We start from the raw sequence: 19,517 nt of genomic DNA on the forward strand, positions 1-19,517 counted from the left end.
GGCCGCGCGTGGCCCGCGGCTTGGGCGCGCGGATGCACTCCGAACGCGGCGCCAGCTGGCAAACGGTGTCGCGGCTGGCTCCGGCGGCGCGCCTGGGTTGCGGCAGCGACGGGGAGCCGCGCCTCACTCATCCGCGACGGACCACGTCCGCATCCTGGCGGGCCAACACCGCACCTTGAGCGAGACCGAGCATCGGAGGCGCTGCCTTCACTCCACGGCCTGCGGGAGGCGATATCGATTGCTGGATCGAGACGAGAGCGCCATTGCGGCCGAGCGCACGCCGACGCACGCGGGGGCCGGGACGGCGGGAGAGGCGAAGTAGCCACATCGACCACCCGACACGAGCGGCTACGGTCGCATGCCGGAGCAGTAGGGCATCTCCCTGGTGAACTCGGGGTGCGCCAGCACGGCCTGGACTGCCTCGGCGACGCTGAGGTTATCCCCAAGCGGCAGGAGAGCCAGGACGTAGGTCACCTGCTCCTCAATGCACGTGGGCGACACTCCGGAATCCTCGTCGATCCCGGGTGGGCCCGCACCCTTAGGACGTCTGCCTGGAGCGTTGCCTGAATCCTCGTCGATCTCGGTCGGACCCCCATCCTCAGGAGGGTTGCCTGGAGCGTTGCCTCCGGATGTCCCTCCGCACGCCGGGGGTGCGGCAGCGAGCGCGACCACCACGAACCAAAGCCTTGACTGGCGCATGTGCCCTCTCCTGATGTCTGCGTCTGCAGGCCGGCGGTCAGCCGGTCCTTCATTGGATATTCCTCTGGAGTGCCACCACGTGATGTCCCTCTGAAGCGCCGCCGCAGGAGCGCGCTGGCATTGCCGGGATCGGCACCTCGCGATCCCGGCGGTGCAAGTTCACGGGCGCGCCTGCGGGAGCTCGTACCGGACGTCGCCGGAGGGGTAGGTCAGCTCGACCCACTCAAACCCGTGATCATCGACGATCTCTCGTGCGCTGGGCTCCGGCGCCTCGATGGCCGACAGCTTCTCCTTCGCCTCCAGCATGCGCTTCTGCTCCGCGTCCAGCTGCTCCTGCGTGATGCGGCTGGATATCGTGTTGAAACGATCGAGCGCCGCCTCGACCTTCTCCACGTCGACCTTCGGCCGCTGGCTGGCGTCCTCGGACGGCGCGTCCGCGGCCCCGGCGGCTGCGCTGCCCGGTCGGAGTCGCGTGCGGATCGAGGGAGCGCCAACGCGCTCCTTCGCCTGCGCATGATCGCCCGCCGCGGTGCGCTCGCCCGCCTGCGCACCCTCGTTCGGCAGGTCCCCGAGCCGGAGCGCCGTTGCCGCGCGGCCGAGATCGCCCCGCGTCCCCGCGGCGACGAGCCCGAGCGCCGCGACGACGGCCGCAGCGCCCGCCGCGATCCATCGGCGCCGGGTCATTGCGCCCCTCCCGCCTGCGCAGCAACGTAGTCCTTGCCCCGCGCGCGCAGGGGGACCAGCTCGAGATCCCCGCCGTCCACGCATTGCTGCAACTGGAACGGCTCGCCGAGCCCGCCGATGCTCCCGACGCAGTGCTCCGCGACCGCCAAGAAGAAAGCGCGCGAGAGCGTCGGTTTGTTCGCGGTCACGTAGACCACCCAATCCCAGTAGCTGCTGAACTCGATCTGGGCGACGTTCCTCGCCTCGTCGACCGTGAGGAAGCCGCCGTCCACGGCCGTGACGAACAGGGCATCGAGCCGCGCCTTGCGGTCGACCGCCCACAGGCCGCCGGGATGATAGAACAGCGGGTAGAGCGACCGGATGAGATCGAGCAGCGGCTGACCGTTGAAGACGGTCGCGTCGAACTCGTCCGTCAGCATACCCGAGGTGGCGGCCCGGATGTCGGCCTTGTTCCGCTCGAAGAACGGCAGCGAATTTCGCCTCGTCTGGCAGCGGTTGGCCTTCCAGTTCTCGAACATCTGCCGGCCGCCGCTCTTGGCGGCATCGCGCTCGGCCTCGCCCGGCGCGGCACCGCCGGCGAGCAGGAGGTTCAGCGCCGCGATCTCGACGCTATCCTCCGCGAGCGAGTGGAGGCACGAGAGCAGGTTGTTGAGGTACGCCTCCGTGAGATTCCTGTTGGCCGAGCGCGGCTGGGTGAGCGCGTTGTAGCTCCATCGAACCGCGCTCCCCGACGGGCGCGCCGTCGCCGAGAAGCGATCGCCGTCCGCGGCCCCGTCTCCCGCGGCAGTGACGGCGTCGGTGAGCTGCGCGGACAGATCGGACGAGATCGCAGCGCTCCCCTTCGGCATGACGGCGACCGTCGGCATGGGCGCGAGCTCCGTGCTGCCGGCCGCGGCCGCGGTGTAGCGCACCTCGAATTCCAGCGGCGCTGTCTGCCCCACCGCGGATCCGGAGGTGCAGAGGGCGACAAGGCCCGCGACCACCCCTGCGTGTTTCGGACTCTTCAACATGTTTCGCATAACTTCCTCGCTGAAAGCTCGGTTGAACGGCGTAACACGGCGGCGGTAGGCCGGTGCCGCCGACCCCCGCCGCCGTGCGATGGATCAGATCCCGGTCGACTCCGCGTCCACGCAGTCGCCGAAGATGTCCGTTTCCTCGCAGGTCTCTTCGCCCACGTCTGCCTCCGTCGTCGCCTCGGGGAACAGCGCGTCCGGGCATGCCTTCATGACCTTGGTGAGGCTCCCCGCCGCCGGTGCCCAGCAGACCAGCGGGAACCCGTCGAACGAGTAGCGCCGGGTGCCCGTGACATTGCGCACGTTATAGTTCTGCTTCAGATGGATCTCATCGATGCTGTGGGTATCGAGGATGGTCGTGTGCCAGTAGAAGTCTCGCGTCTCGCCGATCAACCAGGCACCGATGCCACGGAAGATGCTCCCGCCGAGGAACAGGCCGAAGACGTCGCCGAACCAGCCTCCGCGCCGGGGGCGCTGGGCGTTCGCCTGGTGCCGCTGCAGCTCGGCCTCGATCGACTGGCGGTACGCGTCCTTCTCCTGTTTGGCGGCCTGCTGCCGCTCCGTGTGCAGCCTGGTGTAGTAGCGGTCGAGGTCCGTCAGGATATGATAGAACGCCGAGTCCTCACTGCCCTCCTGGACGTCGAGCCGGCAGCCGCCGAAGCCATCGTCGAGGCTATCGAACTTGATCTTGTTCGTCAGGTCTCCGTCATAGATGATGGCGCCATCCTTGATGTCGGCGCGGCCCTGGGCCGTCCAGCCGGTCTTGAAATCGCACTCGATGCTCCCGACGAAGTCGGGCACCGCCACCGTCACGTCGGCCTCGAAGCGGACCGGCAGCATGACGGGCGTCATCTCGGCGGGCCCGCCGCGGGCGAAACGCGCGGTCCTCGCGCCGACGTTCGTGTACTCGATGAGGACGCTGCAGGAGCGGACGTTGCCGCATGCGCCGCCGCTGCCGAGGTTGACGCCGCGGATCTGGACGACGCTCGGGCGGGTGATGTACCCGTTCTCCTCATCGAAGACCGTCTGCGCCGTCGGGCGGGCGTACACCTTCGTGGGCGACAGGTTCTTGGCGACGACGTCCGGGCGCAGCTCGAGGTAGAGGCGCAGCACGTCGCGCTGCTCCGCGGTGTAGCCGCTCTCCAGGATGGCTTGGCGCAGGCCGAGCTGGCCATTGCTCACGCGCGCGCGCAGCTGGGTCAGGCCCGCGATCCAGTTCTGCGGATCTCTGGAATTGAGCAGCGCCAGCTCCTGGGAGGTGGGCGCCACGCCGATGCGGGACATCTGCAGCACGTAGCTGTCGGTGATGGATCGCCGCAGCGAGGCCCCGAGGCTGGCGGCGCCATCGGCGGCCGCGCTGGCGAGCGCGGCGATCTCCGCCTCGACGGCGGCCAACTCGCCTGCGAGCCGCGGGCGTAGCTGCTCGAGGCTCTGGCGAGCGATCGGATCGAGGGAGCCGGCGAGGGTGTTATCGATCTTGTCGATCTTCCCCTCGATATCCTTCCTGCGGTGGGTCAGCCGCTGGCTCTCCTGGGCCTCCAGCTCGAAGGAGTTGAGCAGCTGGTCGGCCGCGTCCAGGATCTCGAGGGCGTAATCTGCGAACGAGTCCGCGCCGACGACGCTCCGCGCCGGGCTCGGCGCGAAGAAAGGCGCTGCCCAGTAGACTTTGTTGACGGAGGGGTCGTTGCGCCTCTTGTCCGTCGGGTTCTTGTGATCGTCGTAGAAGGCGATCTCCGCGAGCGTCTCTATGAACTTGTTGACTTGCTCCTCCGTCATGCCGCGCTTGTTCTTCAACGCTTCCCGGAGCGACTCCGACACCGGAAGTTGCGTCAGATCCATGGTGGGGGCGGCGCTGGCGGTGCCGGAAGCGATCATGATCGCCGCTGCAGAGACGAGCGCGATATTCATCTTGCCACGTTTCATTATGATACTCCTTGTGATGTGCCGGAGAAGATGACCGTTTATGTGATCGAATTTCGAGAGCCTGAAATCGGATGCTGTGATGAGATTGCGAGGCGTGCTGTCCGTGAGCCAGGGCGTGCGCCGCTGGCGAAGGTGCCGCCTCATGAGCTTCTGCGGCGCTCGATGCCCGCCGGCTCATAGTGAGCGTCAGCCGTCTTCGGCTGAGCTCAATAGCATTCGCCATGCCAGTGTGCAGGCAGGGCTGCAGTGCGTGATGTCGAACGCCGAGCGCCCCGCGAGGCGCAGTCGTCTGCGTCACCTCCTCAGGCGAGGGAACCGGCTGATCTGGGCTCGCCCGGCGCTTCGATCCTCGTTGGGAGAGTCTGATACGAAATAGGATGAACAAAGATCGGCGTCGGAGAAGCGCGAATCGATGCGGTGGAGCTGCTGCCGAGGTGCAGCCGTGCGCTGCTCAGCGCTGCTTGGAGGGGCCGCCGCGCCGGTGGTTGACGCGTCGGTGAGGGCCTGACGCGTCGGTAAAGAGGTGATACGTCGGTGAGGATCTGACGCGTCGGCGACGAGGCGATACGTCAGTGACGACCTGACGCGTAAAGCGACCGGGCGCGCGTCGGCGCTGCTGAGACGAGCTTGGCGCTCGAGCTCTGGCGCTCATCGGTGACGGGGGTTGAGGTCGATTTACCGGCGCAGCGCGCGTCATGGCAGAGCCGCGGGCGAGCCGAGGCGTGCCTGCCCCATTCTCGACGGGGAATGTCCGCATCCCGGCGGGCCAACACCGCGCCCTAACCGAGACCGAGATCGCGTACCCGACGCGCCAGCGCCTCCTCCGATACCTGGAGTCGCTCGACCATGCGCCCGAGATCGCCTTCACACTCCCGGTGGCAGCGCGTGAGTTCTTCGAGCGTCAGATCCTGCGCCGCGCGGAACCGCGGATAGCGTTCGATGAGCACGTAGATCGAGGGGCGGGTGATGCCGAGCCGCTTCGCCGCCTCGGCGCGGTTCCACCGGCTCGCGCGGAGCGCGTCGGCCAGCTCGTCTTCGGTGATGTCGGCCGTCGGGCGCCGGGTCGGATGGGACGTCGCGGCGGTCGCGGCAGCCGGAGCGGATGCGATCTGGCGCGGCGGAGGCGCGGGCGCGGATGGCTCCGGCCTCATGGGTGAACGGGCCGCGTGCCGTGCCGACGAATCGTCCTCGGGCAGCTCGGCGCCCGCGCTCGAGGGCGCGGTCAGGAGGCGCTCCACCGCGGGGGTGACCTCGAGGCGGTCCCTGCCGCGGCTCCCGATGACGAGCTGCCGTACGACGTTCCGGAGCTGGCGGATGTTGCCCGGCCAATCGTACTCGGCGAGCCGGGCCACGAGCGAGGCCGGGAGCCACGGTTTGTCCTCCGGCGCGGGGGGAGCGAGCCGGTGCATCTCACCGACCCGATCGAGCTCCTCGCGGAAGAAGCGGAGCAGGAGCCGGCCGATATCGTCCCGGCGCTCGCGCAGCGGCGGGACGCTGAGCTCATACGCGGAGAGGCGGTTCAGCAGAGGGGCGCGAAACATCCCGCTGGCCACCTTCGCCTCGAGGTCCGCGTCCGTGGCCGCGATCACCCTGGCGTCGACCTTGCGGACCTGCGCGCCCGTGCGCTGCACTTCGCCGGTCTCGAGGACACGCAGCAGGGCGATCTGGAGATCGAGCGGGGCGTCTCCGATCTCGTCGAGGAACAGGGTGCCGCCGTGCGCCTGCTCGAAGTAGCCCTTCCGTTGCACAGCACCGCTGAAGGACGCCCTCTCGGTGCCGAACAGCTCGGCGCTCGCCAGCGTCGGCGCGATGGCGCTGAAGTTGATCGCCACGAACGGACGCCCGCGCCGTGGCCCCGCCTGGTGGATGGCGTGTGCGACGAGCTCCTTGCCGCTGCCGGTCTCTCCACGGATCAGGACGGGCAGCTCGATGTCCGCGACACTCCGCACCTCCCAGAGGAGCCGTCGCAAACCGTCGCTGTTGCCGATCAGCTCGCGCTCCTCGCCTGGCACGCTGGTGCCTGTGATGAGGTCCTGACAGGAAGCCGAAGCATGGAGCAGGAGAACCACGCGATGACCGAGCTCGAGGACGACACCCCGCCTGAGCTGAGCGGCGGAGAAGTGGGCGGCGGACTGCACGCGCTTGCCGTGGACCACGACGACCGTGCTGCTGTCGCCCAGCTCGATCCGTACTCCGCCGTCGGCGGCTGGCAGCAAGCGCAAGGGTTTGCGGCTCAGGTACTCGTCGGCGAGCGGCTCGTCCCCCGATCGACCAGGCGGCGCGAAGCCAGGCTCCACCCGCGACAGCGGCGCTGCCCCGCCCGCATCGAGGTCGGGGAGCAGCGCTCGATCTCCGATGCGATCCAGGCAGGGGTGGTACAGGATCGTCAGCATCCGCCTTGCGGCGCTGCCTCGCGCGCCGCCGGTGGTGTGCCGGCCAATGAGCGTCGACCTTTCGAGCAGTGCTCGGCTTCCAGGCTCCATTGGCACGGCATGTTGAGCATGGCGCGCAGCGGCCGCAAGAACCAGGGAACCACGCGATAACGATTCGGGGACACCCTGCCGCGACCGGCGTTCCGCCCTCCTCGAACGGCACTCCACCGACGTCGCTGGCACACGCCCTGCAAGGATGGAGCGACGGAGTGACGGCGTGGCGGAGCGACGGTCCGGCCGGGTGCACCAGCGCGGCTGAACCTGGCGTCGCGAACCCGCGCCCATGGCGCCTGCGCGGCTCGCGGCGCGGGCGCTCGTCTGCGCCGAGAGCATGAGGAGGAAGAGTTCATGAGCATCATGGGGCTGCTCCAACCTGGGGCTGTTCAGGTCGTCAACCCGAAGAGCAGGAAGGTGATTGGTTACGCGTTCAGCGTGGAGACGCAGCGTGGCCAGCTGCAGCGCTGGCTCCTGTTCGAGCACCCGCACAATACGCTCGACATCGAGCCGCCGCCTGAGCACATGGCCCAATGGTCGCTCTCGGATTGGCAGGCGAACGTGGCCGAGCTGTGGCGGCCCGGGTCGTTCTATGTGTGGGCCCAGGCCGACGTTTACCGCTACGACGACGCATCCAGGCAGAAGGCATGGACGAAGATCCCGCCGGCCTCGCGGTTGCCTGCGCCCACGTATCCCGACGTGGGAATTTGCGACTTCCAGCTGGATCCCACGGGAGGGAGGCTTTTCCAGGTGCTGCAGCAGAGAGCCGTCGGGCTCGTATTGGCGCGGAACGAGCCGTTCGAAGCGGCGGGAGTGAAGTTGAACGCAGCGATGGCGCTCGAAGCACGAGGCCTCGCCTATGTGGTGAATGGACTGCTCGATCCGGCGAGCACAGAGTACTGGATGTTGCCCGCGGCGTACGAGCCGGCCGGCAAGAGCGCGGCGGTCGCGGTCAAGACAGGACCGCAGGAAGCGAAGTCGCTCCAGGAGTTCATCGATGTGGCAAACCGGGGATGGGGCCCTGGTAGCACCTTCGTGATCACGGGGTGCATCAACTACCGCGGAGAGCGGGCCCCGGCCGCGCGATAGCGCCGCTTGCCGAGGTTCGGCGGCCTGCGCGCGTGCCGCGGTCGACCCGTTTGCGGAAGACGCCGCCCGGGTGCTGGCGCTAGATTGGGCGCATGGCGCCGAGGGATGACACGCTCCTCCCGACGACCGAGCGCGATCACGACCCCAACGCAGCCGGCGCAGCGCGCGAGCTCCTGCCAGGAGCAGGCGGCACGCGCGCCAGCGCCGCGGCGGCAACGTCGTCGCTGGCAGCGCCTCCCGGCGAGGCGAGCCAGATGGGCGCCGTGATCGCGGGCCGCTACCGCCTGGTCGAGCGCCTGGGCGCCGGCGCGCACGGCGAGGTCTGGGCGGCCGACGATCTCGTTCTCGGCGGGCAGGTGGCGTTCAAGTGGATGCGCCATGCTGGGGGCCAGCTTCTCTCCCGGATCCATCGGGAGATCACGACGCTCCGGATGCTCCGCGTGCCCGGCGTGGTGCGGCTCCTCGACGACGGCATGGAGGGCGGCAGGCCGTTCCTGGTGATGGAGCGTGTCGAGGGCGAGCCGTTTCCGGGGAGCGTCGTGCGCCGGGGCGGGGAACGGCGCCGCTGCAGCTGGGCCGCGCTTGTCGACCCGACGATGGCGCTGCTCGAGGTGCTCGCGCGGGTGCACGCGGCGGGCATCGTTCACCGGGATCTCAAGCCTGACAACATCCTGGTGAGCCGGGAGGGGCGCCCCACGGTGCTCGATTTCGGCGTCTCGCTCTGGCGCGATCCGTCGGATCGGTTGACCGAAGCAGGAGAGATCCTCGGCACGCCGCTCTACCTCGCCCCGGAGCAGATCCTGGGCAACGCGGTGGATCCACGGACGGACCTCTATGCGATCGGGGTGATGCTCCACGATGCGCTCACGGGGCACATCCCTCACGACCGGGAGGATCTCCAGCAGATGCTGCGGGCGCGGCTCCTGGAGCCCGTGCCCCCCGTGCACGAGCTCGTCGCCGACCTGCCCGCGGACGTGGCGAGGATCGTCGATCGGCTGCTCGCGCGGGACAAGGAGCAGCGGTTCCGAACGGCGACCGAGGTGCTGGCGGCCCTCCGAGGGCAACCGGCCGTAGCGCGGGCCGGACCGACGTTGCCGCTCCTCGGAGATGGATGCGCGCTCGGCGAGGTGCTCGCGGCCGCGCGGGCGGGGCGCTCGGTGGATGTGGTGGGCTCGCCGGGCTCCGGGCGCTCGCGCTGCCTGGGCGACGCGGCCGAGGCGCTCGCGCGCGAGGGGCGGGAGGTGGCGTGGACGCGCGCTGCCCGCACGCCGCTGGCCAGCGTGCAAGCGGTGGTCGGGGTGCCGCAGCAAGGTGCGGGGCTCGGGCTCGCTGACATGACGGCCTGGGTCGAGGCGGAGCTGCGGTCCGTCCTCGCGCGGGGCGTGGTCGTGGTCGCGGACGACGCAGAGGGGCTCGATCCGTGGTCGGCTGCGGTGCTGGATCGGGTCCGTTTCGGACAAGGCACGATCGTGCGGGCGCTCCTGGCTGCGCCCTCCGATGCGCGGGAGGGGGTGGCGGACGTCGCGTGGCTGCTCCCGCTCGACGAAGCGGCGCTGCGCCCGCTGTTCGCGGGGCCCGACCGGCTGCTGCACCTGCGCGAGGACGCGGCGCGCGCGCTCTGGGAGCGGACCGAAGGGCTGCCCTTGTGGATCGAAGCCGAGGTGACGTTGTGGGTGCGCCTCGGGCTGGCCCGCTGGGACAGCGCACAGCTACGGATCGACCGCGACGGGCTGGTGCGATTGAGCGCCGGCATGCTCGGCGCGATGCGCGCGCGGTCCTTCCCGGTGGAGAGAGAGCGCGAGTCGCACCAGGAGGAGCTCCTGCGATGGTTGGCGGTCGGTGGACATCACCTGGAGCTGCCGCAGCTCGCGCAGGTGATGGAGCAGCCGCTGTGGAAGATCGAGGCGGAATGTGAGGCGCTCGAGGCGAACGGCGCGGCGCGGCGGCTGCCAGGTGGACGCATGGTGCCGCGCGGACAGGTGGACATCCCGTGGCCGTCGAGCCGCCGCCTGGCGGCGCACCGGGCTATCGCTCGGACGCTGCGTCCGGGCCAGGAGGGGCGCCTGTTCCACTGGCTCGCCGCCGAGGACGTGCATGAGGCGTGGGCCGAGGCGATCGAGGTCGCGCAGCGGCGCGGGCGCGAGGGGGATCTGGCCGCTGCGGTGACGGCGCTCGCGGAGGGGCTGCGCGTCGTGCGGCAGCAAGACCACGTGGAGGCCGGATACGAGGACACGCTCCTCGCGGAGTGGGTGAAGGTGGCGTTTGCGGAGGGCACGCCTTACGCGCTGGATCGTGTGCTGTACGAGCTGTCGCGCGCGGTGCGCCGCACGCCGAAGGTGCAGCACCTGGAGGCCCTGGTGCGCGCCGGGCTCGCGGCGCCGGGCGCGAACGGGATGCGCGCCCTGGAGCTGACGGACGGGATTCCGCCGTTCGCTGATGCCGAGCTGGAGCGGCGGCGCCAGCGGGTGCGCGTTGTGGTCGCTGCAGCGAAGTCGTCGCCGTCGCTGCTGGGAGAGGTCCTTGCGTCGGTGAGGGAGTGGGCGGAGCGATCCGGAGAGCCGATGGCGCAGCTCTGCTTCATCGAGGGGCAGGCGCTGCTGCGTTATAGCCAGGGACGGTTCGAGGAAGCGGCGGCGCTGCACGCGGTCGCGGCGGAGGAGGAGCCGCGGCTGACCGCGCGGATCGCGGCGACCGTGAACGGCGCCTCGGCGCTCTTGGAAGCGTTCCGTCACCAGGAGGCGGCCGAGCGCGCGGCCGTCGGACGAGAGCTCGCCGCGCGGGCCCGGCACGCGTACTGGGAAGGGCGCGCAGAGTGGCTGCTCCGCGCCGCGCGCTACCGCATGGGGGAGGCGAACGAGCCGGATCTGGAGCTGGTCGAGGCGGTGCAGCGGGTGGGCGTGCAGGAGCTGGAGGCGCTGGTGCGGCTGAACGAGGCGGCCGTGGCCTACCGGGCCGGGGCGCTGGAGCTCGCAGCGGCGCTCGCAAACAGGGCGGCGTGGTTGTGGCGGCAGATGGCGCGGCCCTGGGGGGCGCTGCTGGCGCGGTCTGTGGCGCTGGCGTGCGGAGCGGGCGCGCAGGGGGGAGAGGTGCGGTCGCTCGCTGCGCTGGCGGTGCAATGCCGCATTCCCGGGATCGGGGTGCAGGCGCTCGGGCTGCTCGGGCGGGCGTTCCCGGAGGCGAGGGACTCCTGGAGGGACGCGGTGCAGGAGCTCGTGCACGGGATACCGCGGGAGCACTGGGGTCGACGGATCGAGGTGCTGTCGGTGGAGGAAGCGCTCGAAGGGGCGCTGGGGGGCGGCGAGCCGACTTCAACGACGGCGGTGGCCGAGAGTTCGCCTCAGGCGTCGAGTTGACGCGTCCGGACCAGTTGACGCGTCGGGACCAGTTGACGCGTCGGGACCAGTTGACGCGTCCGGGACCAGTTGACGCGTCCGGACCAGTTGACGCGTCCGGACCAGTTGACGCGTCCGGGGCGCTCCGGAGCGCGCCGTCGGGCGCGGATGAGCTGCTGACGCGCTGAGCCTCGACGCCACGCCGCTCGAGCTCGGACTTGGGGAGCTCCGCAATGGGTGCAGCTCGCACGCCCCTGCGTTCCTGGAAGGCCCGTTCGGTTCCCACGGGGGCACGAGACGGAACCTGGGCTTCTGGTGCTTGGCATAGTGTCTGCTTGAGCTCGGGATAAGGGGGCTCATCCGTGACGCGCAGCCCGCGGCGGGAAACCGCCAACGGGATGCACACCGCGCGAGATAAAGCTGCACCGAACAATATCGATTGCTTGGAGCGCGAGTGTGCCGTCATGACCTCGCGTTGTCGTTGCGAATCCGCATGCTCATTGTCTTTCTCCCGATTGGCACAGTAGGCGAGGCGCCTCGACCATGCTGCACGTCAGCATTTGAGTATGCCTATGTGGATCGAGATCGAGGTGGACTCCGGTGGGCAGGGCGTGCGCGTGGGCGCGCGCGGGAGCCGCGGAGAGCGCCCCCCGGCGCACACGCTCTCTTCCGAGCTGGGCATCGAAGCGCTGCAAAGCTTCGCCAGCAAGGTCGGGAGGGCGGTCCGGGGCGGCAGGGCGCTCGATCCCGCCGTCGTGAAGGAGGCCCAGGCGCTCTACGGCGAGCTGCTCAAGGACGATCTCCGGGACGTGCTGGTGAGGCTTCGGGAGGCATCGAAAGACAGCCCGCTCCTCGTGCGATTGTTCCTGCGCGACCGCGTGCTCCTCGGGATCCCCTGGGAGGCGCTTTGCCGTCCTGGTACGACGGAGGGGTTCCTTGGGACGGACGCGAAGGTCCTCCTGGCGCGCGGGGTGACCTCGCCGGACCCCTGGGAGCCGCGCGACGTCCTGGGCGCCGTCCGCGTGCTGGCGATCGCGCCGGGGAGCGACGAGCGGAGCCTCGTGGTGCTGAAAGAGGCCCTCTCGCCATCGATCGAGGCGGGTGAGGTGGAGTGGCTGGACCCGATCGCCGGCCCGGACATCAGCGCTCAAATCCTCTTCGACAGGCTGCGGCGGGGTAAGACCCCTCACGTGCTGCACTGGCTCGGTCACGGCGGGGTGGATCTTTCGGGGAAGCCCGTCCTGCGCGTGGCCGACGACGAGGACGGCGAGGAGGCGTGGATCACGGCAGAGGCGCTGGGGCGCGAGCTCTCCGCGAGCTTCTGTGAGGAGCTGCGCCTCGTGATCCTCGAAGCCTGCGAGGGCGCGAAGGCAGGCGCGTTCGGCAGCGCCGCCGAGATCCTGTCGAGCGCCGGCGCGGACGCGGTGGTGGCCCACCTCTGGCCGGTGAAGGCGGACGTGGCGCGCCTCTGCTCGTCCGAGATCTACCGGTCCCTCACGAGCGCGGAGCGAGGCCTCGGCGACATCGGCGCGAGCGTGGCGGCGGCGCGCAGGACGCTGCTCGTGCAGAGCGCCGAGGCGTTCTCTCCCATCCTCTTCTTGCGAGGCACAGGCTCGGCCATCTTCGACTTCGCCGAACGGCGCGTCTCCCAGCAGCGAGCGCGGCGGAGCTCAAGGGGCCTCTCGCCGGCGCTGCAAAGCCTGCTCGAGAGGCCGTTCACGATGGTGCTCGGCGACTTCGAGGAGGACCGCGCCGCGCTGAAGGCCGAGCTCCTTTCGTTCATGGAGGCGGGCGGCGACACCGCGACCGCGGCCCTCTCGCTGAGCGCGCTCACACAGCGGTGCGCGCTCAGGTTCGGACAGGAGAGCTTGCACGTGCTCTTCCAGCAAGCGCTCATGGCCTCTCTCGAGGAGCCGGTCCCACCGCTCGCCCGGGCGCTCGCGCGCCTCGTCGCGCCTGGCGTCCACATCACGCTCCTCTGGCGGCCGCACATGGAGCGCGCCATTGCCGAGGCGCACCCGCAGCGGAACGTATTCGCCATCCAGCCGTCGCAGCTGGGCGCGAGCGGCAAGCCGCTCGTGGTGAAGCGCGCCGCCGGGGCCACCGCGTGGAAGATCGAGCCCGTCCTTCCGAGGCGGTTCGACCTGGACAGCGACGTCGTGATCCTCCGTCTTTATGGGGGATATTCGGCCGGGGCCCGCCCCATCTTCTCCCACCCCGTGCTCACCGAGGACGATCATATCCATGGCTTCCTGGGGGCCCTCGGGCTCGATCCTCCGGTGTGGATGGAGGAGCTGCTCTCGCGGCCTCGCGTTCAATCAGGCCTCTTCGTCGGGCTCTCGGCGCTCGACTTTCGACATCGCATGCTGCTGCGCTGGCTCTACGATCAGCGGCAGGCGCCGAGCGACAGCCTGGCCATCTTGACGCCGGACGCCGACGCCAGCGAGCCCGAGATCTGGGAGGCCGGCTGCGGGCTGCCGGGCGGCGGGCGCATCGCTTCCGTCGTCGAGGACCCGGAGCTCGTAACGCAGCTCGAGGCGTTCACCCTTGCCGAGGTGCCATGAGCGCGAGCACGCCGCCGGAAGGCGAGGAGGCGGACGGAGGGCGCAGCAGCCTATCCCCTCCTTCCGGCGGCCGGATCTCGGCCGAGGAGGTGGCGGAGCCCGCGAACGTCGTCGCCCCGCCGAACCCATTTCCCGGCCCGCAGCCGTACCGCGCGGCCGATCGGGATCGGTTCCACGGCCGCGGAGAGCTCTCGTACCGCCTCGAGGCGAGCGTCCTCGCCAACCGCTGCGTGACCGTCTACGGGCCCTCCGGAGCGGGCAAGTCGTCGCTCATGCAGGCGTCGGTGATCCCTGCGCTCGTCGACACGCAGCGGCTCCGGGTCGTGCGGGTCGACGCCTGGCCCGAGGACAAGGAGCCCACGCAGTGGCTCGCGGCCGCTATCTACTCCGCGCTTTCGTTCGGCGCGCGGCCGGTCGAGCTGTCGGCCGAAGAGGCCTTGCTGGCGGCGGCGCAGCGCGCCGCGCGCAAGTCGCCCCGGATCACGCTCCTGTACCTCGATCAGGTCGAGCAGCTCCTTTACCCGAGCCGGAGCACGACCGAGGTAGAGGCGTTCTTCGCTGCATTGAATCGCCTCGTGGACACGCCGCTCCGCGGTCTGCGCGTGGTGATCTTGCTCCGCGAGGATTACCTGGGTCGCTTCCGCGATCGGCTGCGCGAGCACCGCCGGCTGTTGAGCCACGGCTTCCGGGTCGGCCCGCTCACCGTGGCCGAGCTCTCCGAGGCGGTTTGCAAGGCCGCGGCCGGCGGACAGCCGCCGCAGACCTGGGAGCTCGCGCCGGTGCGTGCGCTCATGCTCCAGGTGCGCATGCCCGGCCAGGCCGAGTCGGACGAAGCCGAGGCGCAGGCTGCATATGCGCAGATCGTTTGCCGGGCGCTGTTCCAGCAGCGGTCGCAGGGCGGAGGCGCGGCGGAGCAGGAGGCCGTCGAGGCCGAGCCGGTCCTGCGCCGTTACCTGGAAGCGACGCTCGACGAACTCGGCGCGCTCAACGCGGCGGCGCGGCGCCTCCTGGAAGATCACCTCATCACGGCGGACGGTAGCCGCACACTGCGCACCGAGAAGGAGCTCCTCCGGCTCTTGCCAGCCGAGGAACTCGGGCCGATCCTCAAGGCGCTCGAGGGCGCCGCGATCCTCCACGCCGAGGAGCACCAGGGCAGCCGCTATTTCGAGATAGGCCACGACTGGCTGGCGCGCAGGGTCTCCGAGGCGCGGCAGCAGCGCGAGCTCGAGGAGGATCAGCGCCGCCGCGAGGAAGCGCTGCGCCGCCGCGAGGAAGAGCAGGAGAGGGAGCTCGCGCGAGAGCGCAGCGAGGCGGCCGAGCGGCTCGCGAGGGCGCGGCAGCAGCGGCGTTTCTTCGCGATCCTGGCCCTCGCGGCGGTCGTGGTGGCGGCGGGCGCCATGGCGCTGGGCCTCTATGCCTTCCGCCAGCGGGAGGCCGCCCAGACCGCGGCGAAGGAGGCCCGGGCGGCGGAGGAGATCGCCAAGGACAAGGAGATCGAGGCCTCCGACGCACGCCTGCTCGCGGGCTTTCGCGAGCTCAAGAACAGCGGCCAGATCGCGTGGGGCATCAAGCTGCTGCCAGAGATGCAGCGGCCCGAGGCCGCACGCGGCTGGCTCGCGCTGGCGAGCGACGCGCTCGGCCAGAATGCGCTCTTCGTCACGCTCCGTGGCCACGAGCAGCCGCTCCGCGCGGCCGTGTGGAGCCATGACGGCCAGCGGGTCCTGTCCGCGTCCGACGACAGGACGGCGAGGCTCTGGCGTGCGGACGGGACGGGCGATCCCGTCGTGCTCGCCGGGCACGAGGGGCAGATCAAGGCGGTTGCCTTCAGCCCGGACGACAAGCGCGCGCTCACCGCCTCGGCGGACGGGACAGCGCGCCTGTGGGGCGAAAACGGCGACCAGATCGCCGTGCTCGACGCGGGGGACGAGCCAGTTCGCCTCGCCGCGTGGAGCCCCGACGGAGCCCGCGTCGTGACCACCTCGGCCGACAACATTGCCCGCGTCTATACCGTTGCCGGCGGTGCGGGCAGGGTCGAGCTGAGAGGCCACACGGGGGCGCTGACCGTCGCTGCTTTCTTCGATGATGGAGCGCGTGTGCTCACCGCGTCGGCGGACGGAACAGCGCGTGTCTGGCCGGTCGGCGGCACCGGGCAGCCGGTGATCTTGAAAGGGCCGGATGCCAAGATCCTCTTTGCCGCGCCGAGCCCCGATGGCACGCGCGTCCTGACCGCGTGGAGCGACGGCAACGCGCAGATTTTCAGCGCCTCGGGGAAGGGGAAACCGGTTGTCCTCGAGGGCCACCAGGGCGGCGTCCTCTTCGCTGCGTGGAGCGCCGATGGCGCGCGCGTCGCCACCGCGTCGGCCGACAAGACAGCCCGGGTCTGGAGCGCCGACGGCACCGGACAGCCGGTCGTCCTCGCGGGGCACAGCCGCGCCGTCACCTTCGTGGCGTTCCGGCCGGACGGCAGGTACGTCGCCACGGCCTCGCTCGATCAGAGCGCGCGTCTCTGGCCGTCGGAGGGAGGCAAGGATGTCGTTTTGGCCGCGCACGACGCCCCGGTGTTGACGGCGGCGTGGAGCCCGGATGGAACGCGCGTGCTCACGGCCGCGGCGCCGCAGTCCGGGGCGCCTTCGCGAGACAGCACGGTCCGGATCTGGCGCCCCGCGCTGCTCGAGTCGTTGCCGCGCGAGCGTCGCGAGGTCTACCACGCCGCGTCCATCGGCCTCGGCGCCGAGCTCGTCGCCTCTGCTTACGACGACCGCGCGGTGCGTGTCTGGCGCGCGGACGGCGCCGGCGTGAGCGTCGTGCTCGCGCAGCAGAGCGCATGGATCGCGGGCGCGGCCTTGAGCCCCGACGGCGCGCGCGTCGCCGCGGCGTGCTTCGACGGGACGACCCGCGTCGTCCGCGTGGACGGTACGGGAGATGCCGTGTCGATCCAGGGCCACGCGGCCGCCGTGCGCGCCGCCGCGTGGAGCCCGGATGGAACGCGCCTTGTCACCGTATCGGACGACCGGACCGCGCGTGTCGTCTCGGTGGACGGCACGGGGGATGCTCGGGTGCTGTCCGGGCACACCGACGGTCTCACAGCGGCTGCGTGGAGCCCTGATGGACAACGCATCGTCACCACATCCATGGACCACACGGCGCGCGTCTGGCTGGCCTCGGGAGCGCAGGACCCCATGGTGCTCAAAGGGCACGGAGGCGCCGTGTACAGCGCGTCGTGGAGCCCTGACGGGGCGCACCTCGTCACCGGATCCGAGGATGGCACCGTCCAGGTCTGGGACGCGACGAGCGGCGCGGTCGTTGCGTCCTTCGATCGCGGCGTCGCCGTCCTGGAGTCCGTCTGGAGCCCCGACGGTGGCTGGATCGCCTTCTCGCTGCGGCACGGTGGGGTCCTCCTGTGGAGCCGCGACGGGTGGGACCGCCCCGGAACGAGCGAGCCTGTCCTGCTCGACACGCAGGCGGCCATCATCTCCATGGCCTTCATCGACGGCGGGAAGCGGCTCTTCACCGTCGCGGCCAGCAACACCACCCGCACCTTCACCATCGACGCCGCGGAGCTCCGGCGGGGCCTCCTCTCGAGCAACGCGGATTGCCTTCCCGCGAGCTTGCGGGTGCTCCATCTCGGCGAGCCGCCGGACAGGGCGTCGGAGCGCCACGCGGCGTGCGAGCGGGAGCATTCGAGGACGCCGTTCTTCGGGGAGGGGCAGGGACCATGAGCACGCTGACCAGGGGGCGAGCTCATTGCGGACGGTCGTTCGTCGCGAAAGCGTTCGTGACGGCGGCGTCGATGTGCCTAGTCGCCTGTGGATTGCAGCCGTCGGGTACTGGCGGCGGCGGTGAACCGTCGGCCTCGAGCGCGCCGAAGGGCGCTGCGCCCAGGGCAGCGGCTCGCCCCGGCATGGCCGTGCTCGGGCCGGACGAGCGACGGGTGCCCCTCCTCGTGGTGCCGGGCGACGCCCTGGTGGAGGTCGACGGCCAGCCGGCGTATCGCCGGGACGGGGCGATCGACCTTACCGGCAAGGTCGGCGAGGTGCGCCGCGTGCGCGTGTGGAAGGGGGCGAAGGCGGCGCTGGAGAAGGATGTGACGATCCACGAGAGCCAGCCCTCCCCGCCGCTCGTGGACTTCAACGAGGTTCCGCCGGCGAAACCGGTGGCGAAGCCGAAGAGACCGGCGCGCTTCGGCGGCTTCGACGACGAATGATGTCACGGGTGTCATGACGGCAGGATAACCGGGAGGAGGGCGGAGCTCGTGCGTCCAATTCATTCGAGAACACTGGTTGGCTGGGTCCTTGCGGTGGGGCTGATCGACTTCGGTGCGCGGGCGGCGCCGCCTGCGCCGCCGAGCAATGGTCTGCAGGCGGAGGTCTACGTCGATGACGTCGAGGCTCGGGCCCAATTCCAGATGGGCGTCGCCCACTTCGACAAGCAGGAGTATCGCGAGGCGCTGGAGGCGTTTCGCAGGTCGCTCTGGCTCAAGAAGAACCGGAACACCATGGGCTATATCGCCTCGTGCCTCAAGCAGCTCGGCCAGTACGACGACGCGCTGGACCAGTACGAGGAGATGCGCCGCGAGTTCCCCCGGCTGCCTGCCAAGATCGAGGCGACAGTAGCAGCCGAGATGGCGGAGCTATCGGGCCTGTTGGGGACGCTGGCGGTGACGGGAGACGCGCCAGCCGGAGCGTTGCTGTTCGTCGACGATCGGCTGCGCGGTAAGCTCCCCCTCGAAAAATCGTTGCGGGTGAGCGCGGGGAGCCGGGCCGTCCGCGTCGAGAAAGAGGGGTTCGCGCCGCTCAGGACCACGGTGGAGGTCAGGGCCGGAGAGGAGAGGGTGGCGGAGCTCGTGGCACCGTCGAGGAGGGGGCTGCTGGTGATAAACGAGAAGCACAACTGGGTGCTTCGCGTGGAGCTGGACGGCAAGGATGTCGGGGTGACGCCCTGGCAAGGCCTGGTGGACGTCGGCCAGCACAAGGTGCGGTTGCACGGGTTCATGGGGGCGGAGGCGCTCGCCGCGTGCGAGGCGCCCGGCGCGGCGGCGGAGGAAGGGGCGAAGGTGGCCTCGGGCGTCGAGGTGGCGTCGGTGAGGTTGTACGAGGAGACCCGGGTGGTGCTGGGCGCGGAGGAGCAAGATGCGTCGCTGCGGGTCGAGTCGACGCCGGAGGGGGCGACCGTGAGCATCGATGCGCGGGTGGTCGGCAAAGCGCCGTGGGAAGGGCGGCTGCCGCTGGGGGAGCATGTGATCGAGGTGAGCGCGGACGGGTTCGTCTCGGCGACGCGAACGGTGCAGCTCGAGCGGCGCAAGCAGCGCGAGCTGTCCATGTCGCTGGCGGACCGTCTGGCCGGGGAGCGCGCCGCGAGGAACAGGAAGATCGGGGTGGGGTTGGCCTACGGCGTGGGGGCGGCGGGGCTCGGGGTGTTTGCCGTGGCCGGGGGTCTGGCGCTCGGCAAGGTCAATGGGCTCGATGCTCGTTGTCCGGACAAGCAATGCCCTTCCACGGAAGCAGAGAACCAGCGCGCCGCGGCGGCCCTGGGAACGGCGGCCACTGTCGGCCTGGTGGTGGCGGGGCTAGGGGCCGCGGCGGGAACGACCGTGTTGCTGCTCACGAGGCCAGAAAGCGATGAAAAGGGCGCCGGCGTGACCGTGAGCGCGGGTGTGGGGCTCGGGGGCTTCGAGCTGAAAGGAAGGTTCTGATGGGCCAGCCGAGAAGGGGCGGGAGCCCGGGCGGCGCCTGGATCGTGGGGGCGGCCCTCGTCAGCCTCGTCCTGTGGGCCTGCAACGATGTGCTG

The 19,517-nt window shown here is 70.4% G+C and carries 10 protein-coding genes; 6 read left to right on the plus strand and 4 right to left on the minus strand.

All coding sequences use genetic code 11. From position 1 onward, the window contains the following. Positions 1–858: 858 nt before the first annotated feature. The 4 genes from WMF11_RS15125 to WMF11_RS15140 all read right to left on the minus strand — a co-directional run bounded on the left by WMF11_RS15125 (position 859) and on the right by WMF11_RS15140 (position 6,712). Positions 859–1,383 carry a hypothetical protein gene (locus WMF11_RS15125; RefSeq protein WP_437977950.1) on the minus strand — a complete coding sequence of 175 codons (525 nt, stop codon included), beginning with the start codon at positions 1,381–1,383 and terminating at the stop codon, positions 859–861. After that, positions 1,380–2,393, minus strand: a complete 1,014-nt coding sequence (locus WMF11_RS15130) for a hypothetical protein (protein ID WP_437977951.1) — start codon at positions 2,391–2,393, stop codon at positions 1,380–1,382. The genes WMF11_RS15125 and WMF11_RS15130 overlap by 4 nt, the downstream gene beginning before the upstream one ends. A 93-nt stretch (positions 2,394–2,486) precedes the next feature. Next, complete coding sequence (locus WMF11_RS15135) at positions 2,487–4,319, minus strand: hypothetical protein (RefSeq protein ID WP_437977952.1); 1,833 nt, start codon at positions 4,317–4,319, stop codon at positions 2,487–2,489. Between the two features lie 779 nt (positions 4,320–5,098). Next, a complete protein-coding gene (locus WMF11_RS15140) occupies positions 5,099–6,712 on the minus strand; it encodes a sigma 54-interacting transcriptional regulator (protein WP_437977953.1) in 1,614 nt (537 codons plus the stop codon). 387 nt (positions 6,713–7,099) lie between these two features. Between WMF11_RS15140 and WMF11_RS15145 the strand changes: the two genes are divergently transcribed. The 6 genes from WMF11_RS15145 to WMF11_RS15170 all read left to right on the plus strand — a co-directional run bounded on the left by WMF11_RS15145 (position 7,100) and on the right by WMF11_RS15170 (position 19,422). Further along, positions 7,100–7,834 carry a hypothetical protein gene (locus WMF11_RS15145; RefSeq protein ID WP_437977954.1) on the plus strand — a complete coding sequence of 245 codons (735 nt, stop codon included), beginning with the start codon at positions 7,100–7,102 and terminating at the stop codon, positions 7,832–7,834. A 92-nt stretch (positions 7,835–7,926) separates the two neighbouring features. Next, positions 7,927–11,187: a protein kinase domain-containing protein gene (locus WMF11_RS15150; RefSeq protein WP_437977955.1), complete on the plus strand. Its 3,261-nt coding sequence runs from the start codon at positions 7,927–7,929 to the stop codon at positions 11,185–11,187. A gap of 545 nt (positions 11,188–11,732) precedes the next feature. Then, positions 11,733–13,730 (plus strand): CHAT domain-containing protein, encoded by a 1,998-nt coding sequence (locus WMF11_RS15155; protein ID WP_437977956.1) that lies wholly within the window; start codon positions 11,733–11,735, stop codon positions 13,728–13,730. Then, the gene (locus WMF11_RS15160) at positions 13,727–17,449 is read left to right on the plus strand and encodes an nSTAND1 domain-containing NTPase (protein ID WP_437977957.1); all 3,723 of its coding nucleotides are present in this window, start codon (positions 13,727–13,729) and stop codon (positions 17,447–17,449) included. Before WMF11_RS15155 ends, WMF11_RS15160 begins: the two co-directional genes overlap by 4 nt. Beyond that, positions 17,446–17,934, plus strand: coding sequence for a hypothetical protein (locus WMF11_RS15165; RefSeq protein WP_437977958.1), 489 nt, complete (start codon positions 17,446–17,448; stop codon positions 17,932–17,934). Before WMF11_RS15160 ends, WMF11_RS15165 begins: the two co-directional genes overlap by 4 nt. Before the next feature lie 93 nt (positions 17,935–18,027). Beyond that, complete coding sequence (locus tag WMF11_RS15170; RefSeq protein ID WP_437977959.1) at positions 18,028–19,422, plus strand: PEGA domain-containing protein; 1,395 nt, start codon at positions 18,028–18,030, stop codon at positions 19,420–19,422. Positions 19,423–19,517: the final 95 nt, after the last annotated feature.

Origin of the sequence: Sorangium sp. So ce295 (genome assembly GCF_051527405.1) — a bacterium.
Lineage (GTDB): Bacteria > Myxococcota_A > Polyangia > Polyangiales > Polyangiaceae > Sorangium > Sorangium cellulosum_B.

Excerpts from the sequence above, each read along its gene's own strand:
- WMF11_RS15125 (WP_437977950.1), bottom strand. The coding sequence starts at position 1,383 with ATGACCCGGCGCCGATGGATCGCGGCGGGCGCTGCGGCCGTCGTCGCG.
- WMF11_RS15130 (WP_437977951.1), bottom strand. The coding sequence starts at position 2,393 with ATGTTGAAGAGTCCGAAACACGCAGGGGTGGTCGCGGGCCTTGTCGCC.
- WMF11_RS15135 (WP_437977952.1), bottom strand. The coding sequence starts at position 4,319 with ATGAAACGTGGCAAGATGAATATCGCGCTCGTCTCTGCAGCGGCGATC.
- WMF11_RS15140 (WP_437977953.1), bottom strand. The coding sequence starts at position 6,712 with ATGCTGACGATCCTGTACCACCCCTGCCTGGATCGCATCGGAGATCGA.
- WMF11_RS15145 (WP_437977954.1), top strand. The coding sequence starts at position 7,100 with ATGAGCATCATGGGGCTGCTCCAACCTGGGGCTGTTCAGGTCGTCAAC.
- WMF11_RS15150 (WP_437977955.1), top strand. The coding sequence starts at position 7,927 with ATGGCGCCGAGGGATGACACGCTCCTCCCGACGACCGAGCGCGATCAC.
- WMF11_RS15155 (WP_437977956.1), top strand. The coding sequence starts at position 11,733 with ATGCCTATGTGGATCGAGATCGAGGTGGACTCCGGTGGGCAGGGCGTG.
- WMF11_RS15160 (WP_437977957.1), top strand. The coding sequence starts at position 13,727 with ATGAGCGCGAGCACGCCGCCGGAAGGCGAGGAGGCGGACGGAGGGCGC.
- WMF11_RS15165 (WP_437977958.1), top strand. The coding sequence starts at position 17,446 with ATGAGCACGCTGACCAGGGGGCGAGCTCATTGCGGACGGTCGTTCGTC.